Source organism: Aliiroseovarius crassostreae, assembly GCF_049803815.1.
Lineage (GTDB): Bacteria > Pseudomonadota > Alphaproteobacteria > Rhodobacterales > Rhodobacteraceae > Aliiroseovarius > Aliiroseovarius crassostreae_A.
Window position 1 is genome coordinate 882,271 of sequence record NZ_JBNAGI010000001.1, and the last position, 20,457, is coordinate 902,727.

General features: G+C 60.8%; 20 protein-coding genes. 13 read left to right on the plus strand and 7 right to left on the minus strand.

All coding sequences use genetic code 11. The features are described 5' to 3' along the window. The first annotated feature begins 3 nt into the window (after positions 1–3). From ACP15V_RS04355 to ACP15V_RS04365, 3 genes are read left to right on the plus strand one after another with little or no spacing between them, the layout of a single operon-like run. Entirely contained in the window at positions 4–1,089 is a 1,086-nt protein-coding gene (locus ACP15V_RS04355) for a microcin C ABC transporter permease YejB (protein ID WP_424942442.1), read from the plus strand. A gap of 3 nt (positions 1,090–1,092) precedes the next feature. After that, positions 1,093–2,199, plus strand: a complete 1,107-nt coding sequence (locus ACP15V_RS04360; RefSeq protein WP_424942443.1) for an ABC transporter permease — start codon at positions 1,093–1,095, stop codon at positions 2,197–2,199. Further along, positions 2,196–3,812, plus strand: a complete 1,617-nt coding sequence (locus ACP15V_RS04365; RefSeq protein WP_424942444.1) for an ABC transporter ATP-binding protein — start codon at positions 2,196–2,198, stop codon at positions 3,810–3,812. Before ACP15V_RS04360 ends, ACP15V_RS04365 begins: the two co-directional genes overlap by 4 nt. A gap of 100 nt (positions 3,813–3,912) precedes the next feature. Here the strand turns inward: ACP15V_RS04365 and ACP15V_RS04370 are convergent, their stop codons facing one another. The 3 genes from ACP15V_RS04370 to ACP15V_RS04380 form a co-directional block, all read right to left on the minus strand. Beyond that, complete coding sequence (locus ACP15V_RS04370) at positions 3,913–5,331, minus strand: serine hydrolase (RefSeq protein WP_424942445.1); 1,419 nt, start codon at positions 5,329–5,331, stop codon at positions 3,913–3,915. A 352-nt stretch (positions 5,332–5,683) separates the two neighbouring features. Beyond that, entirely contained in the window at positions 5,684–5,917 is a 234-nt protein-coding gene (locus ACP15V_RS04375; RefSeq protein WP_424942446.1) for a hypothetical protein, read from the minus strand. After that, on the minus strand, positions 5,914–6,111 hold the full coding sequence (locus tag ACP15V_RS04380; protein ID WP_424942447.1) for a hypothetical protein: 198 nt from the start codon (positions 6,109–6,111) through the stop codon (positions 5,914–5,916). The genes ACP15V_RS04375 and ACP15V_RS04380 overlap by 4 nt, the downstream gene beginning before the upstream one ends. Before the next feature lie 161 nt (positions 6,112–6,272). Between ACP15V_RS04380 and clpS the strand changes: the two genes are divergently transcribed. The 3 genes from clpS to ACP15V_RS04395 all read left to right on the plus strand — a co-directional run bounded on the left by clpS (position 6,273) and on the right by ACP15V_RS04395 (position 8,567). Next, positions 6,273–6,605, plus strand: a complete 333-nt coding sequence (clpS, locus tag ACP15V_RS04385; RefSeq protein WP_424942448.1) for an ATP-dependent Clp protease adapter ClpS — start codon at positions 6,273–6,275, stop codon at positions 6,603–6,605. Positions 6,606–6,692: 87 nt separating this feature from the next. Next, positions 6,693–7,691 carry a class I SAM-dependent methyltransferase gene (locus ACP15V_RS04390; protein WP_424942449.1) on the plus strand — a complete coding sequence of 333 codons (999 nt, stop codon included), beginning with the start codon at positions 6,693–6,695 and terminating at the stop codon, positions 7,689–7,691. A gap of 48 nt (positions 7,692–7,739) precedes the next feature. Continuing rightward, positions 7,740–8,567 carry an SDR family NAD(P)-dependent oxidoreductase gene (locus ACP15V_RS04395; protein WP_424942450.1) on the plus strand — a complete coding sequence of 276 codons (828 nt, stop codon included), beginning with the start codon at positions 7,740–7,742 and terminating at the stop codon, positions 8,565–8,567. Between the two features lie 3 nt (positions 8,568–8,570). Here the strand turns inward: ACP15V_RS04395 and ACP15V_RS04400 are convergent, their stop codons facing one another. Next, positions 8,571–8,891, minus strand: coding sequence for a hypothetical protein (locus ACP15V_RS04400; protein ID WP_424942451.1), 321 nt, complete (start codon positions 8,889–8,891; stop codon positions 8,571–8,573). A gap of 303 nt (positions 8,892–9,194) precedes the next feature. On the opposite strand from ACP15V_RS04400, the gene hemF reads away from it, so the two are divergent. The 3 genes from hemF (at position 9,195) to ACP15V_RS04415 (ending at position 11,909) form a co-directional block, all read left to right on the plus strand. Further along, complete coding sequence (hemF, locus tag ACP15V_RS04405) at positions 9,195–10,085, plus strand: oxygen-dependent coproporphyrinogen oxidase (RefSeq protein WP_424942452.1); 891 nt, start codon at positions 9,195–9,197, stop codon at positions 10,083–10,085. A 102-nt stretch (positions 10,086–10,187) separates the two neighbouring features. Continuing rightward, positions 10,188–10,619 (plus strand): MarR family winged helix-turn-helix transcriptional regulator, encoded by a 432-nt coding sequence (locus ACP15V_RS04410; RefSeq protein WP_424942453.1) that lies wholly within the window; start codon positions 10,188–10,190, stop codon positions 10,617–10,619. A gap of 114 nt (positions 10,620–10,733) precedes the next feature. Next, entirely contained in the window at positions 10,734–11,909 is a 1,176-nt protein-coding gene (locus ACP15V_RS04415; protein ID WP_424942454.1) for an acetyl-CoA C-acyltransferase family protein, read from the plus strand. 169 nt (positions 11,910–12,078) lie between these two features. Here ACP15V_RS04415 and hemC read toward each other — a convergent pair whose 3' ends face one another. Further along, positions 12,079–13,047 (minus strand): hydroxymethylbilane synthase, encoded by a 969-nt coding sequence (gene hemC, locus ACP15V_RS04420; protein ID WP_424942455.1) that lies wholly within the window; start codon positions 13,045–13,047, stop codon positions 12,079–12,081. Positions 13,048–13,174: 127 nt separating this feature from the next. Here hemC and hemE point away from each other — a divergent pair, with 127 nt between their 5' ends. Together hemE and ACP15V_RS04430 are read left to right on the plus strand one after the other, a co-directional pair. Continuing rightward, positions 13,175–14,209, plus strand: coding sequence for a uroporphyrinogen decarboxylase (hemE, locus tag ACP15V_RS04425; protein ID WP_424942456.1), 1,035 nt, complete (start codon positions 13,175–13,177; stop codon positions 14,207–14,209). Between the two features lie 176 nt (positions 14,210–14,385). Beyond that, the gene (locus tag ACP15V_RS04430; protein WP_424942457.1) at positions 14,386–15,573 is read left to right on the plus strand and encodes an MFS transporter; all 1,188 of its coding nucleotides are present in this window, start codon (positions 14,386–14,388) and stop codon (positions 15,571–15,573) included. Between the two features lie 9 nt (positions 15,574–15,582). On the opposite strand, the gene ACP15V_RS04435 is transcribed toward ACP15V_RS04430, so the two are convergent. Next, positions 15,583–16,893, minus strand: coding sequence for a DEAD/DEAH box helicase (locus ACP15V_RS04435; protein WP_424942458.1), 1,311 nt, complete (start codon positions 16,891–16,893; stop codon positions 15,583–15,585). A 398-nt stretch (positions 16,894–17,291) separates the two neighbouring features. Between ACP15V_RS04435 and ACP15V_RS04440 the strand changes: the two genes are divergently transcribed. Together ACP15V_RS04440 and ACP15V_RS04445 are read left to right on the plus strand one after the other, a co-directional pair. Beyond that, positions 17,292–18,314, plus strand: coding sequence for an aspartate-semialdehyde dehydrogenase (locus tag ACP15V_RS04440; protein WP_424942459.1), 1,023 nt, complete (start codon positions 17,292–17,294; stop codon positions 18,312–18,314). A gap of 277 nt (positions 18,315–18,591) precedes the next feature. Next, entirely contained in the window at positions 18,592–20,241 is a 1,650-nt protein-coding gene (locus ACP15V_RS04445) for a DUF4139 domain-containing protein (RefSeq protein ID WP_424942460.1), read from the plus strand. Here the strand turns inward: ACP15V_RS04445 and ACP15V_RS04450 are convergent. Beyond that, complete coding sequence (locus tag ACP15V_RS04450; protein ID WP_424942461.1) at positions 20,225–20,437, minus strand: hypothetical protein; 213 nt, start codon at positions 20,435–20,437, stop codon at positions 20,225–20,227. The genes ACP15V_RS04445 and ACP15V_RS04450 overlap by 17 nt on opposite strands. Positions 20,438–20,457: the final 20 nt, after the last annotated feature.

Sequence of the window (20,457 nt, forward strand, 5' to 3'; positions counted from 1 at the left end):
CCTGTGGGCGCATATATTCTACGACGTCTTTTGCTGATCATTCCGACCCTTCTGGGGATCATGATCATCAACTTCACACTGACCCAGTTCGTCCCGGGTGGCCCTGTTGAACAGGTGCTGGCCAAACTGCAAGGCGAAGGGGATGTGACCCAACAGATCACCGGAAATGCCAATGATGTGGGCGAAGAGACGTTCGGCTCTGACAGCGAATATATCGGCGCGCGCGGCCTGCCCAAGGAGTTCATCGAAGAGCTGGAACGCGAGTTTGGTCTGGACAAACCGCCGGTCGAACGGTTCTTCCTGATGATGTGGAACTATATGCGGCTGGATTTCGGCGAAAGCTATTTCCGGTCAATCGGCGTCTTTGAACTTGTCGCGGAAAAGCTGCCGGTCTCGATCACGCTGGGGCTGTGGTCCACGCTCATTGCCTATGTCATCTCGATCCCGCTGGGCATCAAGAAAGCGGTCGGGGACGGGTCGCGCTTTGACACATGGACCTCGGGCGTGATCATCGTGGCCTACGCGATCCCCGGTTTCCTGTTTGCGATCCTTCTGCTGGTGCTGTTTGCAGGCGGGTCCTATTTCCAATGGTTCCCACTGCGCGGTCTGACCTCGGACAATTTCGAAGAGCTGAGCCTTATGGGCAAGATCATCGACTATTTCTGGCACATCACCCTGCCGGTGCTGGCAACAACTATCGCCAGCTTCGCAACCCTCACGCTCCTGACCAAAAACAGCTTTCTGGACGAGATCAAAAAGCAATATGTGGTCACCGCGCGCGCCAAGGGGCTGGCAGAAAACAAGGTGCTTTACGGCCATGTGTTCCGCAACGCGATGCTGATCGTGATTGCCGGCTTCCCCTCGGTCTTCCTTGGCGTCTTCTTTGGCAGCTCACTGATCATCGAAACGCTCTTTTCGCTCGACGGGCTGGGGCGGCTTGGGTTCGAGGCCGCGTTGCAGCGCGACTACCCGGTCATTTTCGGCACGCTCTTCGTGTTTGGCCTGATGGGCCTTCTGATCGGGATCCTGTCGGACCTGATGTATGTCTTTGTTGATCCGCGCATCGACTTCGAAGCTCGGGGAGGCTGATCCATGGCGCTTTCCCCGCTCAATCAACGTCGCTGGCGCAATTTCCGCCGAAATGGCCGGGCGTTCTGGTCGCTGATCCTGTTCTGCCTGCTCTTCGGCCTGTCCCTGATTGCCGAAGTGATCGCCAACGAAAAACCGATTTTGGTGAGCTATCGCGGCGATCTTTATGTGCCGATCCTGAAGTTCTACCCGGAAACCACCTTTGGCGGCGATTTCAAGACCGAAGCCCCCTATGGCGACATTGAGGTGCAATGCCTGATCAAATCCGGCGGGCTGGAGGCCTGTTGGGATGACCCGGAAGAGGTGATCGCCCAGACCGAAACCGGCATGGTGGACGGGGATAAGATCGAAAAGGGCTGGCTCCTTTGGCCGCCCATTCCCTACAGCTACACCACCATTGTCGACACCGGCGGCGCCGTGCCCTCGCCCCCCACGGGCCAGAACCTGCTGGGCACCGACGATACGTCACGTGATGTGCTGGCGCGGGTGATTTACGGTTTCCGCCTGTCGGTCTTTTTCACCATCGTGGTGACCGCCCTGACCTCGGTCATCGGCATCGCGGCGGGGGCTATCCAGGGTTACTTTGGAGGCAAAACCGACCTGATCTTTCAGCGCCTGTTGGAAATCTGGGGATCCACCCCGTCGCTTTACGTGATCATCATTCTCTTTGCCATTCTTGGGCGAAGTTTTTGGCTCTTGGTGTTCGTGACCGTGCTCTTTGGCTGGCCCGCGCTGGTGGGTGTCGTGCGGGCGGAATTCCTGCGCGCGCGCAATTTCGAATATGTCCGCGCCGCCCGTGCGTTGGGCGTCTCAGACCGGGTGATCATGTTCCGCCACGTGTTGCCGAACGCCATGGTGGCGACGCTCACCCTCTTGCCGTTCATCATCACCGGCACGATCTCAACCCTTGCCACGCTTGATTTCCTCGGCTTCGGCCTGCCCTCCTCCGCGCCCTCGCTGGGGGAACTCACCCGGCAGGCAAAGGCAAATCTGCAGGCTCCCTGGCTGGGTTTCACCGCCTTCCTCACCTTCTCGATCCTCTTGTCGCTTCTGGTCTTCATCTTCGAAGGCGTGCGCGATGCGTTTGACCCGCGAAAGACGTTCCAATGACCACTGACCGCGTTCTCAAGGTTGAAAACCTTCAGGTAAGCTTTCGTCAGGACGGCCGCCTGCACCCCGCCGTGCGCGGGGTCAGCTTTCAGGTCGCACGCGGCGAAACCGTGGCGCTGGTGGGTGAAAGCGGGTCGGGGAAATCGGTGACCGCCCTGTCGACCGTCGCCCTTCTGCCCGACAGCGCACAGGTTGCAGGTTCGGTGACCTATGACGGGCGCGAGATGATCGGGGCGTCGCTCTCTGATCTTCGCGACGTGCGTGGCAATGACATCAGCTTCATCTTCCAGGAACCGATGACCTCGCTGAACCCGCTGCACACGATCGAAAAGCAGCTGGCGGAAAGTCTGGAGCTCCACCAGGGCCTGCGCGGCGACGCGGCGCGTGCACGCATCCTTGATCTGCTGAACAAGGTGGGCATTCGCGACGCAGAACGCCGCCTGTCGGATTATCCCCATCAGCTCTCGGGTGGGCAACGCCAGCGGGTGATGATTGCCATGGCACTGGCCAATGGGCCCGACCTTCTGGTCGCGGACGAACCCACCACCGCGCTGGACGTGACCATTCAGGCACAGATCCTCGACCTCTTGGCCGATCTGAAAGAAAGCGAAGGGATGAGCCTTTTGTTCATTACCCATGACCTTGGCATCGTGCGCCGGATCGCCGACCGGGTCTGCGTGATGAAAGACGGCGAGATTGTCGAAACCGGCCCCACGGCCGAGATCTTTGACAATCCGCAACATGACTACACCAAGACCCTGATCAATGCCGAAGCACAGGGCACGCCGGACCCGGTGGCCCCGGACGCGCCGGTGATCGCCAGCGCCGAAGATCTGCGCATCTGGTTCCCCATTCAACGCGGCCTTATGCGCCGCACCGTGGGTCACGTAAAAGCGGTGAATGCCGCGAACTTCACCGTTCGGGCAGGCGAAACCGTCGGGATCGTGGGGGAAAGCGGGTCAGGCAAAACCACACTCGCACTTGCCGTCATGCGCCTGATCAGCTCGGAAGGGCCGGTGGTCTTTCTGGGCGAGAACATCCAGGGCCGCAAAGCGCGCCAGCTGCAACCCCTGCGCCGCGATATGCAGATCGTGTTTCAGGATCCCTACGGGTCGCTCTCGCCCCGTATGACCTGCGAAGAAATCATTGCCGAGGGCCTGACCGTGCACGGCTTGGAACCCGGCCGCAACCGCACCGAAATGGTCGCCGAAATCATGGCAGAGGTCGGGTTGGACCCCGCGATGATGCATCGCTACCCGCATGAATTTTCCGGCGGCCAGCGTCAGCGCATCGCCATCGCCCGCGCCATGATCCTGCGCCCGAAACTGGTGGTGCTTGACGAACCCACCTCGGCGCTCGACATGACGGTGCAGGTGCAAATCGTCGACCTGTTGCGCAATCTGCAAAAGAAATACGGGCTGGCCTATCTCTTTATCAGCCACGATTTGCGCGTGGTCCGCGCCCTTAGCCATCAGGTGCTGGTGATGCGCGCGGGCGACATCGTGGAAAGCGGCCCGGCGGATCAGATTTTCGATGCCCCCGCCACCGATTACACCCGTGCACTCATGGCGGCCGCTTTCGACATGCAGGCCTCAGAAGCGGTGTCGCAATAGAAAAGGGCGCCACGAAACCCGCGCCCTTTTCCTCTTGCCAAAAATACCTCGGAGCGCGAGGCAGAGCCTCGCATCCCCCTTCACCACATGCGGCGTCAGATCAGCTTGGCCCCAGCACCTTGCAATCCGATTTGCGCGCTTGCAGCCGGCGACAGGCCAGTTGCGCCTGATCTTCGGTCATGCCGACGAAATTGGCGTACCACCCTTTGGGTCGGTTCACCACTTTGCGCAGCGCGTCATCCAGCGTGTCGATCTCTTTCAGTGCGGTTTTCAACAGCAGCCGCTCTGCCTGATAACGCGACGCCAGGACGCCCACATTGATCCCCCAATGCCGCCCACCTGAGGTCGACATACGGGTGACCACCTCTTGCGGGGCAGGCTTGGCAGGTTTTGACACGCGAGACGCCAGGACAATGGCCGCCGGGCGCGGTGGCGGGGCTACCGCGGATACCGGGGCAATATCAGCCCCCACAAAGGGTTTTGCAGTGGATTTCGGAGCGGGCGGAACAGGTGCGGTGATCGGTGCCTGGGCCACCACGGCCTCCTGACGGGTCACTTCTTCTACCGCCTCGGCAATCCCCTCGGTCAGGGCTGCAAGCTGGGTGGACGTCACGGGTTCTGCGGCCTCTGCCCCCGGGCGCACCATGGGACGTGGGCTTTTCTTCACAGCCGTCACCAGGCGAATGGTCTTGCCCGCTGCACCCGGATCAAAACTGCCCGGCGCATAGGTCGGGCGGGCCGGTTTGCGCACGGCCACACGGGTGGGTGCGCGCCGGAACCCAAGGTTCATCAGCTCAGCCACCTTGGCATTTCGGGACGCTGTCGAGCGCCCGCCAAAGACGGTGGTGATGATCCGCTCGCCGCCCCGTTCAGCCGAGGCCACAAGGTTGAACCCCGCCGCGCGGGTGTAGCCGGTCTTGATCCCGTCTGCGCCGCGATAGCTGTTCAGGAACCGCGTGTTGGTATTGTTCACCTTGCGAACACCCGCATCCGCCGTGCGGCGCGAGAACAGGTTGTAATAATCCGGGTAGTCATAAAACAAATGCCGCCCCAGCGTGGTCATATCCCGCGCGGTGGACAGGTGGCCGTTCTCGGTCAACCCATGGGCGTTCTTGAAGTGGGTCCGGGTCATGCCCATCGCCTTGGCCGTGCGGTTCATACGGCGGGCAAAGGCGCTTTCCGACCCTGCGATCGCCTCACCAATCGCGGTGGCAGCATCATTTCCCGATTTGATGGCCGCGCCCCGGATCAGATAGCGCAGCTTGATCTTCTGACCGGTCCGCAGCCCCAGTTTCGACGGCGGCTCCGACGCTGCCTTGCGGGAAATGGTCACCACGGTATCAAGGCTGATCTCTCCGCGCGAAATCGCTTCGAACGCCACATAAAGCGTCATCATTTTAGTGAGAGAGGCCGGATGCAACCGCGTATCCGCATTGCGAGAATGCAGCACCTTGCCCGACCGCGCATCCATCACCATGGCCGCATAGGGCGCGGCTGCTGCCTGGAAAACACCAAGCATCGAGATACAACAAAATACTGCGAGAAATAGCCAGGGACTGGCCCACTGCCCAAGACGTGTCTGCACGTCGCTCACCTTTTCTGCCTCAAATCAGGATGTTACCTGAAATCGGGTCTAGCGCCCGTTGATTTGTTTGGCCCAGCGTAACACGGTGAGGGCGATCTGGAAAACATATTCTTTTCAAGGGGCTGACCCGTGGCTTACCGGCCACGCCACTAAATCATGTGGTCAATTCGCACCCTACCCCCAGATCTGTCTTAGATCGGCGAGCACCCCTGGCAGCTCGCCCCGATGATTGATCTGCCGAAATCGGAGGGATCGTTTGGATGTTCCACCTGTTCATAGATCCAGGTCAGGTCATGGGGCAGGTGTTCCCCCAGGCCCCTGCGGCAATTGCGGGCAGCACATCTGGCGTCACGCAATTGCCCACCATCATAGCGGCATCGCGGCCACCGCAAGGGGCAAAGGCTTGGGTGTAAATATCCGGTGTTTTGTCTGACACAGTCTCAACCACTTGGAACATGTCGCCCAATTCTGACTGGGCCAGTTTCCGCGCTTGGTCCAGCGAATACCCCTTGGTGATCAAGATGAGAGTGTGCCCTGACGCAAGCGCCCCAGATTGCGCGGCTCTGAGGCCAACAGCCGTTCAGCCAGGTGACCGGGTTTGGCAATATCCGCCGACAGCGCGGCAAACCGACCTTGGCTAACCCGAAGAAATTGTTCGTTTTGCCACAAGGTGTCATCCGCATCGAAACCAATTGTTGTGATTTTTGGGGTCATGATGCTAAGTGCCTCGCAATGCGCCCGCAATTGCGGGATGGGATCGGCCTTTTGAAACCTGGACCGGAACCCTATATAATCGCTTAAACCGAAACGAGGCCAGATCCTGGCCGCAAACCATGACTGCCCGGAGGATGCACGTGCGCATTGATCCCATCCTGATGTCTGCCCCAACCCGCAATGGCGCGGGTGATGAGGATGGCGAAGCTGGTGTGGCGCTGGCCACCAAGCCGAAAACACGCAAACCCCCGATGTACAAGGTCATGATCCTGAATGACGACTTCACGCCGATGGAATTTGTCGTGATGATTCTGGAGCGATTCTTTGGCATGAACCACGCCCAGGCGTTTGAACTGATGCTGACGGTGCACAAAAAAGGGTTGGCCGTGGTCGGTGTCTTCTCGTTTGAAGTGGCCGAGACCAAGGTCACCCAGGTGATGCAGATGGCACGGGAACATCAACACCCGCTGCAATGCACCATGGAACGGGAATGATTGGCCCCGGCAATCAGCGGCAAAGAACCGTCCCTGTATCTCCAAAGATTTGAAACAGCCCGACCCCCAACGCGTTGCGGACCCGACATGCTTCACACAAGACTGAATATCGCGCTGACCGATGGCATCCTGACCCTGCCCGACGAGGGCCAGATTGCCGTGTATGGCCCCGGGCGCGAAGCTGATCTGTCGGACCTGCCGAAAGATCGCGTGGTGATCGTGGCACCGGATTTTCCGCTGCATGAGCTGTGGCGGTCTCGGGGATGGTCCGTGGCGCCTGCGCTGCCCGATGACACCTATGCTGCTGCACTGGTCTGCCTGCCCCGCGCCAAGCCACTGGGCCTGGCCTGGTTGGCCGAGGCCAGTCGCGCCACCGGGAAAGGGTTGATCATCATCGACGGCCAAAAGACCGACGGGATCGACAGCATTTCGAAAGCCCTGAAAAAACGGACCGGCCTTCTGGGTGTGATCTCTAAGGCGCATGGCAAATTGCTTTGGGTTCAGGGGGGGGATCTGTCCGACTGGACCGCACAGGATCACAGCCTGCCAGAGGGGTTCATCACCCGCCCCGGCGTGTTCTCTGCCGATGGGATCGACAAAGGATCTGCCGCGCTGATCGGCGCGCTGCCTGCCACGCTGAAAGGTCGGATTGCAGACCTTGGCGCGGGATGGGGGCTTCTCGCCCATCATGTGCTCAGGCAGGACACGGTGACAGGGATTGACCTGATCGAAGCCAATGCCACCGCGCTGGAGTGTGCCCGCGAAAACATCACTGATCCGCGCGCCGCGTTCCTTTGGGGGGACGCCACCACCTATCGCGGCGGGCCTTATGATGTGGTCCTGTCCAACCCGCCTTTTCACACCGGGCGCGCGGGCGACCCGGATCTGGGCCGTGCTTTCATCACCACGGCCGCGCATATTCTGAAAGGGGCGGGCCAATTCATCATGGTCGCCAACCGGCACCTGCCCTACGAAGAACATCTGAGATCGCAGTTTCGCGAGGTGGATGAAATCGGCGGCACAGCGGGGTTCAAGGTGATCCGCGCCGCCAAACCCAATACAAAACCCGGGCGCGGCAGTCGCTGACCGTAGATCGCAAACAGGCGAAACACGGGCAAGGGAGAGGAGGACAATATGTCATTTTCCATCGCAGGCAAAACCGCCATTGTCACCGGCGCTGCCAACGGGATCGGCCTGGCGATCGCCCGCCACTTTGCCGATCACGGTGCCAATGTGATCTGCGCCGATATGGACGAAGAAGGGCTTTTGAAACAATGGGGGGATAACCCTGAGGACGAGGAAAACGCCCAGAGCAACACCCGTATCTTTGCCGGGGACCTGCGCGAAAAGCTGACCATCGCCAATCTTCTGTCCGCGACAATTGATGCCTTTGAGCGGGTGGACATCCTGATCAATGCCTCACGCCAGGTGATGTTGTCTGATCCGATGGACGCCGACAACACGGCCGTTCAGACCCTTCTGGATCAGAACCTGATGACCAGCCTGCGGCTCAGCCAACTGGTCGCCAAACGCATGATTCAGCAAGGCGAGGGTCTGAGCGAAGATGCGCAGCACACACCGCTGGGCGCCATTGTGAACCTGTCCTCCATCGCCGCCACCCGTACACAGCCGGGCCTATTGGCCTATTCCGTTGCCTCGGCAGCGGTGGACCAAATGACCCGCTCTTTGGCCGTGGCGCTGGCCCCCAACCGCATTCGTGTGAACGCGGTCAGTTTTGGATCAGTGATGAGCGCCAGCCTGCGTGACACGATCCGCGAGGCCAAGGAAACCCGTGACGATATTCTCGATGGTACCCCCCTGGGACGGATCGCCAGCGCCAATGAAATCGCCGAAGCTGCACAATTCCTCTGCTCTGACAGTTCCAGCTTCATGACGGGTCACATCCTGACCATTGATGGCGGGCGTAGCCTGTTGGATGTGGTGGGCAACCCATCCCACTGACCCCTAACTTGCGCAGGCTGCCTTGACCTTAATCATCTGGTCCCGCTCGGCTTTCAGGGCGGCAAGACGCGCGCGCTCTGCCTTGTAGTCTTCATAACTGGGCAGGGTTGACGTGACCTTGGGCTGCGGCAGGCAGGCCGAGACAAATGGGATCGGACTGGTGCACAGCTTGATCGGGTTGGCCACCCGGATCACGCCGCCGTTGGTGCGATATCCACGTGCCTGGCTTTTTTCCAAGGCCGCAATCTCTTGCTTCAGATCCGCCAGCCGCGCCGCTGCTTGCGGGGCACAGGGGGCTTTGACCTGCGCGACCTTGCTCGGCACAGAGTGCGACGCAGGAGGATGCGTCGTGGATTGACAGGCGGACAATACCCAGGTGGTGATGAGCACGGCACATGCCGTTTTGAACGCGTTTGATTTCCCCATATCCAATCCCCCTAAAACAAAGTCACCATGAAGCGTTTCGGTTTTCCCCTGTGTCAGGGTGTCAGGTTAAACCTGAAACGCATTCGCGTGCGTTGTTTGCACAGCCGACATCGGAGTTTGGACAATTGCCGCCTTGGCTTGTAAGGGGAAAACCTGCTAGCTCGTCCCATAAAGACGCGCAACAAGAGCAAGGACCCCGCGATGACAGACCAGATGCAAGATCAAAAAGCCCGCGCCAGCGCCTGGTTTCGGGAGTTGCGGGACGAGATCGTGGCCGCGTTTGAAGCGCTGGAAGACAGCCAGACCCAGGGGCCGCTTGCTGATCAACCCGCGGGCCGGTTCGACGTATCTGAGACCAAGCGCGAGGGTGAGGATGGGCAGGATGCCGGTGGCGGGCTGATGTCTGTCATGCGCGGGGGCCGCGTCTTTGAAAAAGTCGGCGTGAATATTTCGACCGTTTACGGCACGCTGGGCGAGGCCGCACAGGGCGCAATGGCGGCGCGCGGCGTTCCCGGCATCAAGGACGATCCGCGCTTTTGGGCGTCGGGCATTTCACTGGTCGCGCATATGCAAAACCCGCATTGCCCTGCGGTCCACATGAACACTCGCATGTTCTGGACCCCCGGCGCGTGGTGGTTTGGCGGCGGGTCCGACCTGAACCCCTGTATCGAATATGACGAGGACACAGCGCATTTTCACAACGTGCAAAAGGCGCATCTCGATCCACATGGCACGGAGCTTTATCCAGAGCTGAAGGCCTGGGCGGACGAGTATTTCTATATCCCGCATCGGGGCCGCGCCCGCGGTGTGGGGGGGATTTTCATGGATGATCGCAACAGTGGCGATTGGGAAAAGGACTTTGCCCTGACGCAGGATATCGGCCGCGCGTTTCTGCCCGCTTTCCTGCCGGTCACCGAAAAGCGTCGCAACACGGAATGGTCCGACGCCGACAAGGACACACAGCTGGTGCATCGCGGGCTCTATGCCGAATATAACCTCGTCTATGATCGCGGCACCAAATTTGGCCTGGCCACAGGTCATGACGCCAATGCCGTGCTGATGAGCCTTCCGCCCCTGGCGAAATGGGTGTGACGCACAAGGGCCGCGTCATCCCCTGCCGTCACCGGTGTCGCACCCCTTGCCACACAGGGATCAAGCGGGCAGATTGTTGGAAACCGAACGAAAGGCCCTGACGTGACCAGCTTCAAGCTCGACAAATTCCTGCCCTATCAAATCGCGGTCCTGTCCAGCCGGGTCAGCGCGGGCTTTGCGCGCCACTACCGCGACACCTATGGGATTACCGTGTCGGAGTGGCGGGTGGTGGCCCATCTCAGCCAGGCCGACAGCGTCAGCGTGCGCGAAATTCACAAACGGGTCGATATGGACAAACCAAAGGTCAGCCGCGCCGCCTCGCGGTTGGAGGCGGCGGGGTATGTGACCAAAACCGTGAACCCGCAGGATCGGCGGCTGATTGAACTGAAATTGACCGACAAAGGCCGTGACATGATCGAGGCCCTGACCCCGATCGCTAATGCCTATCAGGCACAGCTGGAAGAGATATTGGGCGATCCGACCGTTTTCCAATCCCAGATCGCCGCGTTGACCAAAGGGGTCGGCGGCGCGTAATGCCCCCTCGTGACGTGGCGGTTCGCAGGATCTGACGAAACGTAACAGACGACAGCCCCCTGCCCCAATGGCACAGTTTGCTGAACGAAACATCTGAAAGCATTGGGGATCACCATGACCGATATCGTCATTCTAGGCGGCGCGCGCACCGCCATCGGCACCTTCGGCGGAAGCCTGTCCGGCATCGCGCCCAGCGCGCTTGGGGCGCTTGTGACCCGCGAGGCCATGGCCCGTGCGGGGGTTGAACCGGGACAGATCGGCACGGTGGTGTTCGGCCATGTGATCAACACCGAACCGCGCGACATGTACCTGTCGCGGATCGCTGCGATGGATGCAGGCATTCCAGACACCACTCCCGCCATGAACGTGAACCGCCTGTGTGGGTCGGGCGCGCAGGCCGTGGTCTCCGCCACTCAGGCGCTGATGCTGGGGGACGCGGAGTTTGCCATTGCCGGGGGCGCCGAAAGCATGAGCCGCGCGCCTTACATCCTGCCCGCCACCCGCTGGGGTCAGAAAATGGGGGATGCCGGCGCGCAGGACATGATGCTGGGCGCGCTCAACTGCCCGTTTGGCACGGGGCATATGGGGGTCACGGCGGAAAACGTGGCGGCAGAGCATGACGTGAGCCGCGAGGCACAGGACGCTTTCGCGCTGGAAAGCCAGACCCGCGCCGCCAAGGCCATCGAAGCCGGGTATTTCGACGACCAGATTGTGCCGGTCGAGGTGAAGCAGCGCCGCGAGACCGTGGAATTCAAGCGTGACGAACATCCGAAAGCCACCACCCTGGAGGCGCTCGCAGGCCTGCGCACGGCGTTCGAGAAGGACGGCACGGTCACGGCGGGCAACGCGTCGGGTATCAATGACGGGGCGGCGGCGATGGTTCTGGCCCGCGCATCGGCCGCCGAAAAGGCAGGGCTGAAACCTCGCGCCCGCGTTTTGGGCTACGCCCATGCCGGTGTGCGCCCCGAGGTGATGGGCATTGGGCCGGTGCCTGCGGTCGAAAACCTGTTGGCGAGAACAGGTCTGACGGTTGGCGATTTCGACGTGATCGAATCAAACGAAGCTTTCGCCGCGCAGGCAATTGCGGTGAACAAGGGGCTGGGGCTGGACCCGGCCAAAGTGAACCCGAATGGCGGGGCAATTGCACTTGGCCATCCAGTGGGGGCCACCGGTGCGATCATCACCTTGAAAGCGCTTTACGAGCTGGAACGGATCGGCGGGTCAAAGGCCCTGATCACCATGTGCATCGGCGGTGGCCAAGGCATCGCCATCGCCATCGAGCGCTGCTGACGTCTCATTTGGACCACCAACAGTACACTCCACAAAAAAAGGGCGCCCCAACCGGCGCCCTTACTTGGTCTAAAAAACCAGAAAACTAGAAAACTAGTTTTCTGGTTTTGTTAACCGGCTGGAAACCAAGCAGGGCAGCGCGGACCGCACCACATGTGGGTCGCTTGCCTTATTTCCAGTCGAAGAAATCGTCATCCACGCGCGAGAGCAGATCCGCGGCCAGTTTGCGGCCCAGGTCAGGTCCATCCGCAATGGCCCCGGTGATCTGGTCCGATACGGCTTCCGACCCATCCACCCGCAGGATCTCGCCTTTCAGGGTGATCTGATCCCCGTCCAGCGTGGCCAGCGCGCCAATCGGCGTTTCGCAAGATCCGTCCAGCGCGCCAAGGAACGCACGTTCACAATCGAGCCGCTGCCCGGTGGTGGTGTCATGGATCGCGGCCAGCATGGTTTTGGCGCGGTCATCCGCAATCCGGCGTTCGATCACGATCGCACCCTGCGCCACGGCGTTCAGCATATCCTCGGTCGGGATCGCGGTTTTCGGCACCTCGTCCATGCCCAGGCGGTTCAGCCCCGCCATGGCCAGAAAGGTCGCTTCAGCCACACCTGCTTCGAGTTTCTTCAGGCGGGTCTGCACATTGCCGCGAAATTCCACCACGTTCAGATCAGGGCGTTTGTTCAGAAGTTGCGCTTTGCGGCGCAAGGACGACGTGCCCACAACCGCGCCCTGCGGCAGGTCAGCGATGGATTTGTATTTGAACGACACAAAGGCATCGCGCGTGTCTTCGCGCGGCAGGTAACAATCGAGGATCAGCCCCTCGGGCTGTTCCACCGGCATGTCCTTGCAGCTGTGCACCGCAATGTCGATGCGCCCGTCCAGCATCGCCTCTTCGATTTCCTTGGTGAAAAGCCCCTTGTTGCCGATCTCTTTCAACGGCTTATCCGCATCAATCATCGACCGGTTGTCGCCCGTGGTGTGAATGACCACCACCTCGAACGCCTCTTCCGGCAGGTCAAACGCCGCCATCAGGCGCGCACGGGTTTCATGGGCCTGCGCCAGCGCCAGCGGGCTGCCGCGGGTGCCGATCTTGAAGGGTGCATCGGCAGTGGGAACGGGGGTGAGTGTCGTCTGTGTCATGGGCTTCATTTACCACGCAAAACACCCATGTCCATAACATAGGTCAAACGCATGCGACCGAGAGTGTGCTTGACATCACGCGCCGGACGGGCGAGTGCCGTAGCAATTGACAGGAAAGGCGAAGAAGATGAGCGAGCAAAAGACGATCCTGCGGGCCCTTGCGGGCGAAACCCTGCCGACCCCTCCGATCTGGATGATGCGTCAGGCCGGACGGTATCTGCCGGAATATCGCGCCACCCGCGCCGAGGCCGGGGATTTCCTGTCGCTTTGCTACAATTCCGAACTGGCCGCCGAAGTCACCTTGCAGCCCATTCGCCGGTATGGCTTTGACGCGGCGATCCTCTTTGCCGATATTCTGCTGCTGCCCCAGGCCCTTGGCGCGGATTTGTGGTTTGTGACCGGTGAAGGCCCGCGTTTGTCGACCATCACCGAACAGGCGGATTTCGACAAGCTGGTCGGCAAAGATGACATCCACGACCACCTCGCGCCTGTGTATGAAACCGTGCGCATCCTGCGCCGCGAACTGCCGTCGGAAACCACTCTCATTGGCTTTGCGGGCATGCCCTGGACCGTGGCGACCTATATGATCGCGGGTCAAGGCACCAAGGATCAGGGCCCCGCACATGCGCTGAAGGCTGAGAACCGTCCGTTGTTTGAAGCGGTGATGGATCGCCTGACCGAGGGCACGATTGAATACCTGTCGAAACAGATCGAGGAAGGTGCTGAGGTGGTGAAGCTCTTTGACAGCTGGGCCGGGTCGCTGAAAGGCGAAGATTTCCAGAAATACGCCGTGGAGCCGGCGCGCGTGATCACGCAGGAGCTGAAAAAGCGCCATCCGGGCATTCCCGTCATTGGCTTCCCGCGCGAAGCCGGGGACGGTTATATCGGCTTTGCCAAGGCGACCGGCGTGGATTGTGTCGCGTTGGACAATTCTGTCAGCCCGGAATGGGGTGCGGCCAATGTGCAGGTCGATGGCTGTGTGCAGGGCAACCTGAAATCAAGCCACATGGTCACTGGCGGTCAGGCGCTGGTGGATGAAACCCGCGCCATCGTGGACGCGTTCAAAAACGGCCCGCATATCTTCAACCTCGGTCACGGGATCACCCCGGATGCGGATCCGGAGAATGTGCAACTGATGATCGACACGGTTCGCAACGGGTAACAGCAGGGGCTTTGCCCCTCGCGAGGCAAGCTCGCTCACCCCAGGATATTTAGGACAAGAAAAAGAGGCGCGGGTTTCAGCCCGTGCCTTTCTCGTTTCAGGCCTGGTTCCGGGGCTTGTTTTGGATGGCATTCCCGTGTCTTGTGGCCGGGTTGTGTTTTGAGAGGAGCGCGCCCATGCGGATCGGGATCATTTCGCTGATCATCGCCTATGTGCTGAGCCAGTTTTACCGTGCCTTTCTGGCGGTGATGACGCCTGCGCTGAAGGCCGATCTGGGGGCGAGCCCCGAAGATCTGGCGCGCGCGTCCGGCGCGTGGTTCCTGATTTTCGCCTTGATGCAAATCCCGGTGGGCTGGTTGTTGGATCATGTTGGCCCAAAGCGAGTGGCGTCGACCCTTCTGGCCCTTGGCGGCGGAGGTGGCGCGTTGCTCTTTGCCAATGCAACCAATCCTGATCACGTGCTTTATGCGATGATGCTGATTGGCGTGGGCTGTTCGCCCGTGCTGATGGCGTCTTATTTCATCTTCGCCCGCACCTATTCGCCCCGCGTGTTCGCCACCTTGGCGGGCATGGTGATCGGCATCGGTGCGCTTGGTAACATTGCGGGCGCCCTGCCCCTGGCGCTGGCGGTCGAGAGCTTTGGCTGGCGCGCTTGCCTGTGGGCCTTGGCACTGGTCACGTTTGGGGTCGCGGTCGCCATCCTGTTCACCGTTCAGGATCCGCCGAAACTGGCGCATGAGGACGGCCAGAAGGGGTCGGTGCTTGATCTGCTGAAGCTGCCCGCACTTTGGGCAATCTTTCCGATCATGTTCGTGAATTATTCGGCGGCGGCGGGGCTGCGCGGATCCTGGGCCGGGCCGTTCATGCGCGACATCTATAACATGGGGGCCACCGGGATTGGCTGGGTCACGATGGGGATCGCGCTTGCGATGGTCATCGGCAACTTTGCCTACGGCCCGCTGGACCGCATTTTCGGCACCCGCAAATGGGTGATCTTTGTCGGAAACATGATTGCGGTGGGGTTTGTCTTTGCGCTTTGGGCGCTGCCCACATCCGGCATCTGGTCGGTCGCGCTGTTGATGGCGGCGATCGGGCTGTTTGCGTCGAGCTTCCCGCTGATCATGGCGCATGGGCGCAGTTTCTATCCCCCACATCTGGTGGGGCGCGGCATGACGCTGATGAACATGGTGGGCATCGGCGGCGTGGGGTTCTTCCAGTTCAGTTCAGCCAGCGTGTTCAAATCAGCGCAAGCGGTGGAAGGGGCCAACATTGTGGCCCCCTACCAGGCGGTGTTTCTGTATTTCGCGGTGCCAATGTTGATCGGCTGCCTGCTGTATCTGTTCAGCCAGGATCGCACCGACTAACGGCCGAGATTACGCCGCGCGCGGTTTTCCGCGACGACGCGGAGCACGGCGTTTGCCCTGTGCGGCGTCGCCGCCCCGTGCGGGTTTCGGCTTGGCGGCTTTGGGGGTCCCCCCTCCGCGGCGCCCGGCACCGGGACGACCGCCGCCACCGCCACCACGCCCCTGACGGGTCGGGCGTTTTTCCTCTTGCGGGCGTTCACCGCCCAGCACGGGGATCGAGATTTTCATCAGTTTCTCGATGTCGCGCAACAGGCCCAGTTCCACGCCAGAAACAAAGCTGATTGCATCGCCATCGGCGCCTGCCCGCGCGGTGCGGCCAATGCGGTGCACATAATTGTCGGCCACTTCCGGCAGGTCGAAGTTGAACACGTGGCTCACGCCCGGAATGTCGATGCCGCGTGCGGCCACATCGGTGGCGACCAGAACACGTGCTTCGCCGGCGCGAAACGCCGCCAAGGCGCGGTCACGTTGACCCTGCGATTTATTGCCGTGGATCGACACCGCCTTGAACCCTTCGGCCACCAACTTTTTCATCAGGCGCTCAGCGCCGTGTTTGGTGCGCGAAAAGACCAGCGACAGCCCATCGGGTTCGCTGCGCAGATGTTTGATCAGCAGGCGCGCTTTGTCTTCCTTGTCCTGTGCGTAATAAACGCACTGGGTGATCTTGTCGGCGGCCTTGCCCGGCGGCGTCACCTGCACCTTGGCGGGATCGGTCAGATAGGCGCGCGACAGCTCTTCCATCTGTTTGGGCATGGTCGCGGAAAACAGCATGGTCTGACGCGGCGTGCCCAGTTCAGGCGCGATCCGACGCAGGGCATGGATGAACCCCATATCCAGCATCTGGTCCGCTTCATCCAGCACCAAAAATGTCGCCGTGTCCAAACGAATGGCCCGGCGGTCCATCAGGTCAATCAGGCGACCCGGGGTGGCGACCAGAATGTCGGTGCCACGGTTCAACTGCTCAATCTGGCGGTTGATCGACACACCACCCACAACGGTCATCACCTTCAGGTGCGTGCCCTTCACATAGTCGCGCAGGTTCACTGCAATCTGGTTCACCAGCTCGCGGGTCGGCGCCAAAACCAAGGCCTTAATCGATTTCGACTGGCGCTTGTCATGGTTGCCCAGCAGCTGATGGATCAGCGGCAGGCCAAAGGCGGCCGTTTTGCCGGTGCCGGTCTGCGCCAGCCCCATCACGTCGCGGCCCGCCAGAACCAGCGGGATCGCCTGGGTTTGAATGGGGGTCGGGGTGTCGTATCCGGCCTCGGAAACAGAGGCCACCAGCTTCGGGTCCAGCCCGAGCTCTGCAAATTTTGTCATGATCATCTTTCTGGCACGCAAATCGGCGCACCGTTTCACACGGGTGTGGGGCCACCCACGCGGGGGCCCATCGCATCGGTTGCGACCAGCGCTCGCGGTGGGGCATATCCCCGTGCAGTTGCCTGCCCGCCGATCCGGCCGTCAGCACCCCGCGTGATTTGGGAACTTTTCAATTGCACCTTCATGAGATCAAGGTGCGTCTCTCTGTCTGCCTCAGGTTTGGGCGGGCTGCTCACGCGTCAGCCGGACAGATTGCGCCCGTATCACAGCAATTTGGCGACAAGTCAACGAGAAATCATGGCAGATCGACGGGTCGCCCCTTCCCCACCGGTCTTTTTTGGTCTAAGCACCCTGCGTCTTTGGGTGGTTCAAAGACTGACTAAAAATAGGAGGCCGTAATGGGCTATAAAGTCGCCGTCGTGGGCGCCACGGGTAATGTGGGCCGCGAAATGCTGAACATCCTGGCGGAACGCCAGTTTCCTGTCGATGAACTTGCCGCACTTGCGTCACGCCGCTCGCTCGGGACCGAAGTCAGCTTTGGTGACAAGACCCTGACCACCCAGGATCTGGACACTTTCGACTTCACCGGCTGGGATATGGCGCTGTTTGCTGTTGGGTCCGAGGCGACCAAGACCTATGCGCCGAAGGCTGCGGCCGCTGGGTGTGTGGTGATCGACAACTCGTCGCTGTACCGTTACGACCCGGACATCCCGCTGATCGTGCCCGAGGTGAACCCGCAGGCGGTTCACGACTATAAAAACAAGAACATCATCGCCAACCCGAACTGTTCGACCGCGCAGATGGTTGTGGCGCTGAAGCCCTTGCATGACCGCGCCAAAATCAAACGCGTTGTGGTCTCGACCTACCAGTCGGTGTCGGGGTCCGGCAAAGACGCAATTGACGAGCTGTGGAACCAGACCAAGGGCATGTATGTGCCGGGTCAGGAAGTGGAGCCGTCGGTGTATCCGAAACAGATCGCCTTCAATGTGATCCCGCATATCGATGTCTTCATGGATTCGGGCGACACGAAAGAAGAATGGAAGATGATCGTCGAGACCAAGAAAATCGTCGACCCGTCGATCAAGGTGACCGCAACCTGCGTGCGCGTGCCGGTCTTCGTGGGCCACTCGGAATCGGTGAATATCGAGTTCGAGGACTTCCTTGACGAAGATGAAGCCCGCGACATCCTGCGCGAAGCGCCGGGCATCCTGGTGGTCGATAAACGTGAAAACGGTGGCTACGTCACCCCGGTGGAATGCGTCGGCGATTACGCCACCTTCATCTCGCGCATCCGCCAAGACGTGACCGTGGAAAATGGCCTGAACCTGTGGTGTGTCTCGGACAACCTGCGCAAAGGCGCGGCCTTGAACGCCGTTCAGATCGCCGAACTGCTGGGCCGTGAGGTTTTGAAAAAGGGCTGACCCTTGTTCACAATCCAAATCAGGAAAGCCCCGCCACATGGTGGGGCTTTTTTCATACGCGCCACCTGCTTTTTCTTGCTGAAAATACCTCCGCCGGAGGCGACCGAGCGCAGCGAGGCCACCCCCAACCCCGGGCAAGCACCAAAGGTGCGCAGGCACAGGGGGCGGGAGCACATCCGCTCACGGCCAAGATCCGCGCGTCCCAAAACTCCCCCTTTCAAATAGCCACCCGACATGTTCCTCTGACGACAAGATTGACCCCAAAAGGACATTTCCGATGCGCCGTGCCCTCCTCTTATCCGCCCTGACCACCCTGCCCCTGCCGCTTTGGGCCGAGGATTTTCACACCTCCGCCCCGGTGGTCGCGGCCATCCTTTATCCGCAAGGTGCCACCCAAACCCATCACATCACGGTGGACCTGCCCGCAGGCCAGCATCGCATCCTTGTCGCGGCCACACCGTTCCATGAAACCGACGGCGTGCCGGACCTGATGCTGGTGGAAGGGCAGGCAACACTGGGGGCTGTGACATTCATCGAAAACAGCCCCCTTTCAGACCCAGCCCTTTTGACCCCGGCACAAGCGGCGGCCAAAGATGTGCTCGACACGGCCAAGGATGCCCTTACCGCGCAAAAAGACGTAATGTCGGGCCTGACCGACAGCATCGCCGCGCTCAACAACGAACTGGCCTTCCTCGAAAGCATCTCTGCGCCAAACGATGCAACCTCGGTGGATGACCTCAAGGCGATGGCGGCACTGGTGGGACGCGAAAGCGAAGACGTGCGCAGCCGGATCGCGGAGAAACAGCTTGAGTTGCGGGATGCCAAAGACCTGCTGACCGAACGCAAAACGGATCGCGACCTGGCCCAGATCGCCTTTGACCGCCTGTCGCCGCCGCCCGAAATCGGACGTGTCGCCGCCCTGTCGGTTTCGCTGGCCGAGGCGCAAAAACTGGTGATTGCAACCCGATCAGATCACTGGGGCGGCGGTTGGGTGCCACAATATGACCTGCATCTTGCAGAACCCGCGCAAGACAGCTTGACGATCAATCGCAACGTTAACGTGACCCCGCCTCTTGGCGCGGTCTGGGATCAGATCGACCTGACCTTGTCCACCCAGCGCCCGTCAGATCGCGTGGACCCCAGCGCGCCGCAGGTCAATCGCGCCAGCATTCACGCGCCGCGCCCGGTTCCCTCCGCCGCCCCGCGCAGCCTGAAATCAGCAGATATGGCAGAGGTACTGGAAAGCGCCGTCGTTGAACCAGAGCTGATGATGGACGGGGCCGCAGGCATGGTGGTGGACACAGGTGGCGTCGCGGTCAGCTATCGCTATCCCACCAAAGTGTCCGCCGCCGGTGGCGACACACAGATCCTTGAGCTGGGCAATCTCACCCTGCCCGTCACCCCGGAAATCTACGCCGTGCCGCGCCGCGACACCACCGCGTTCCTTGTCGCCCAAATGACCAATGACACCGAAGAACCCCTGCTGGGCGGCGCGGCCAAGATGTATCGCGGCGACACGTTGATGGGGCGTTTCGCCCTGCCCTTCCTGGCCGCGGGCGACGACACCACCCTGCCCTTCGGCCCCATCGAAGGCATCCGTCTTGAACACGTGGTCGCCACCAATGAAACCGGGGATCGGGGCCTCATCTCGACAACGAACACCCGCGAACAGGACACGGCCTTTCGCGTGACCAACCTGACGAGCGAGGCACAAGAGGTGCGCGCCTTTTATCCGCTGACTTATTCCGAGCAGGAAGATCTTGAGGTGGAGATCACCGCCACCCCACGCCCGGATGAAACCGATCACGACGACAAGCGCGGATTGTCAGTCTGGAACCTGTCGCTTGCCCCCGGTGAAGAAACAGAGGTCACGATCAACACCCGTCTCAGCTGGCCCGAAGGGTGGGAGCTTAACTGGCGTCCTTGATCCGGCGCGCCCCTGAAAACGGCATCAAAAAGGGCGGCTCTGAGGGATCAGAACCGCCCGATAATTCTTTGATGCTGCGAGACCGGATCAGGTCGCGGATATATTGGTCCACGGAAATCCCTAGCAGATCTGCTGATCGTTTCAGATCAACCAGCATCTCCAGCGGCATTTCCAATCTCAATGTCACATCAGCCATGTGACCAGCATGACCCGAGA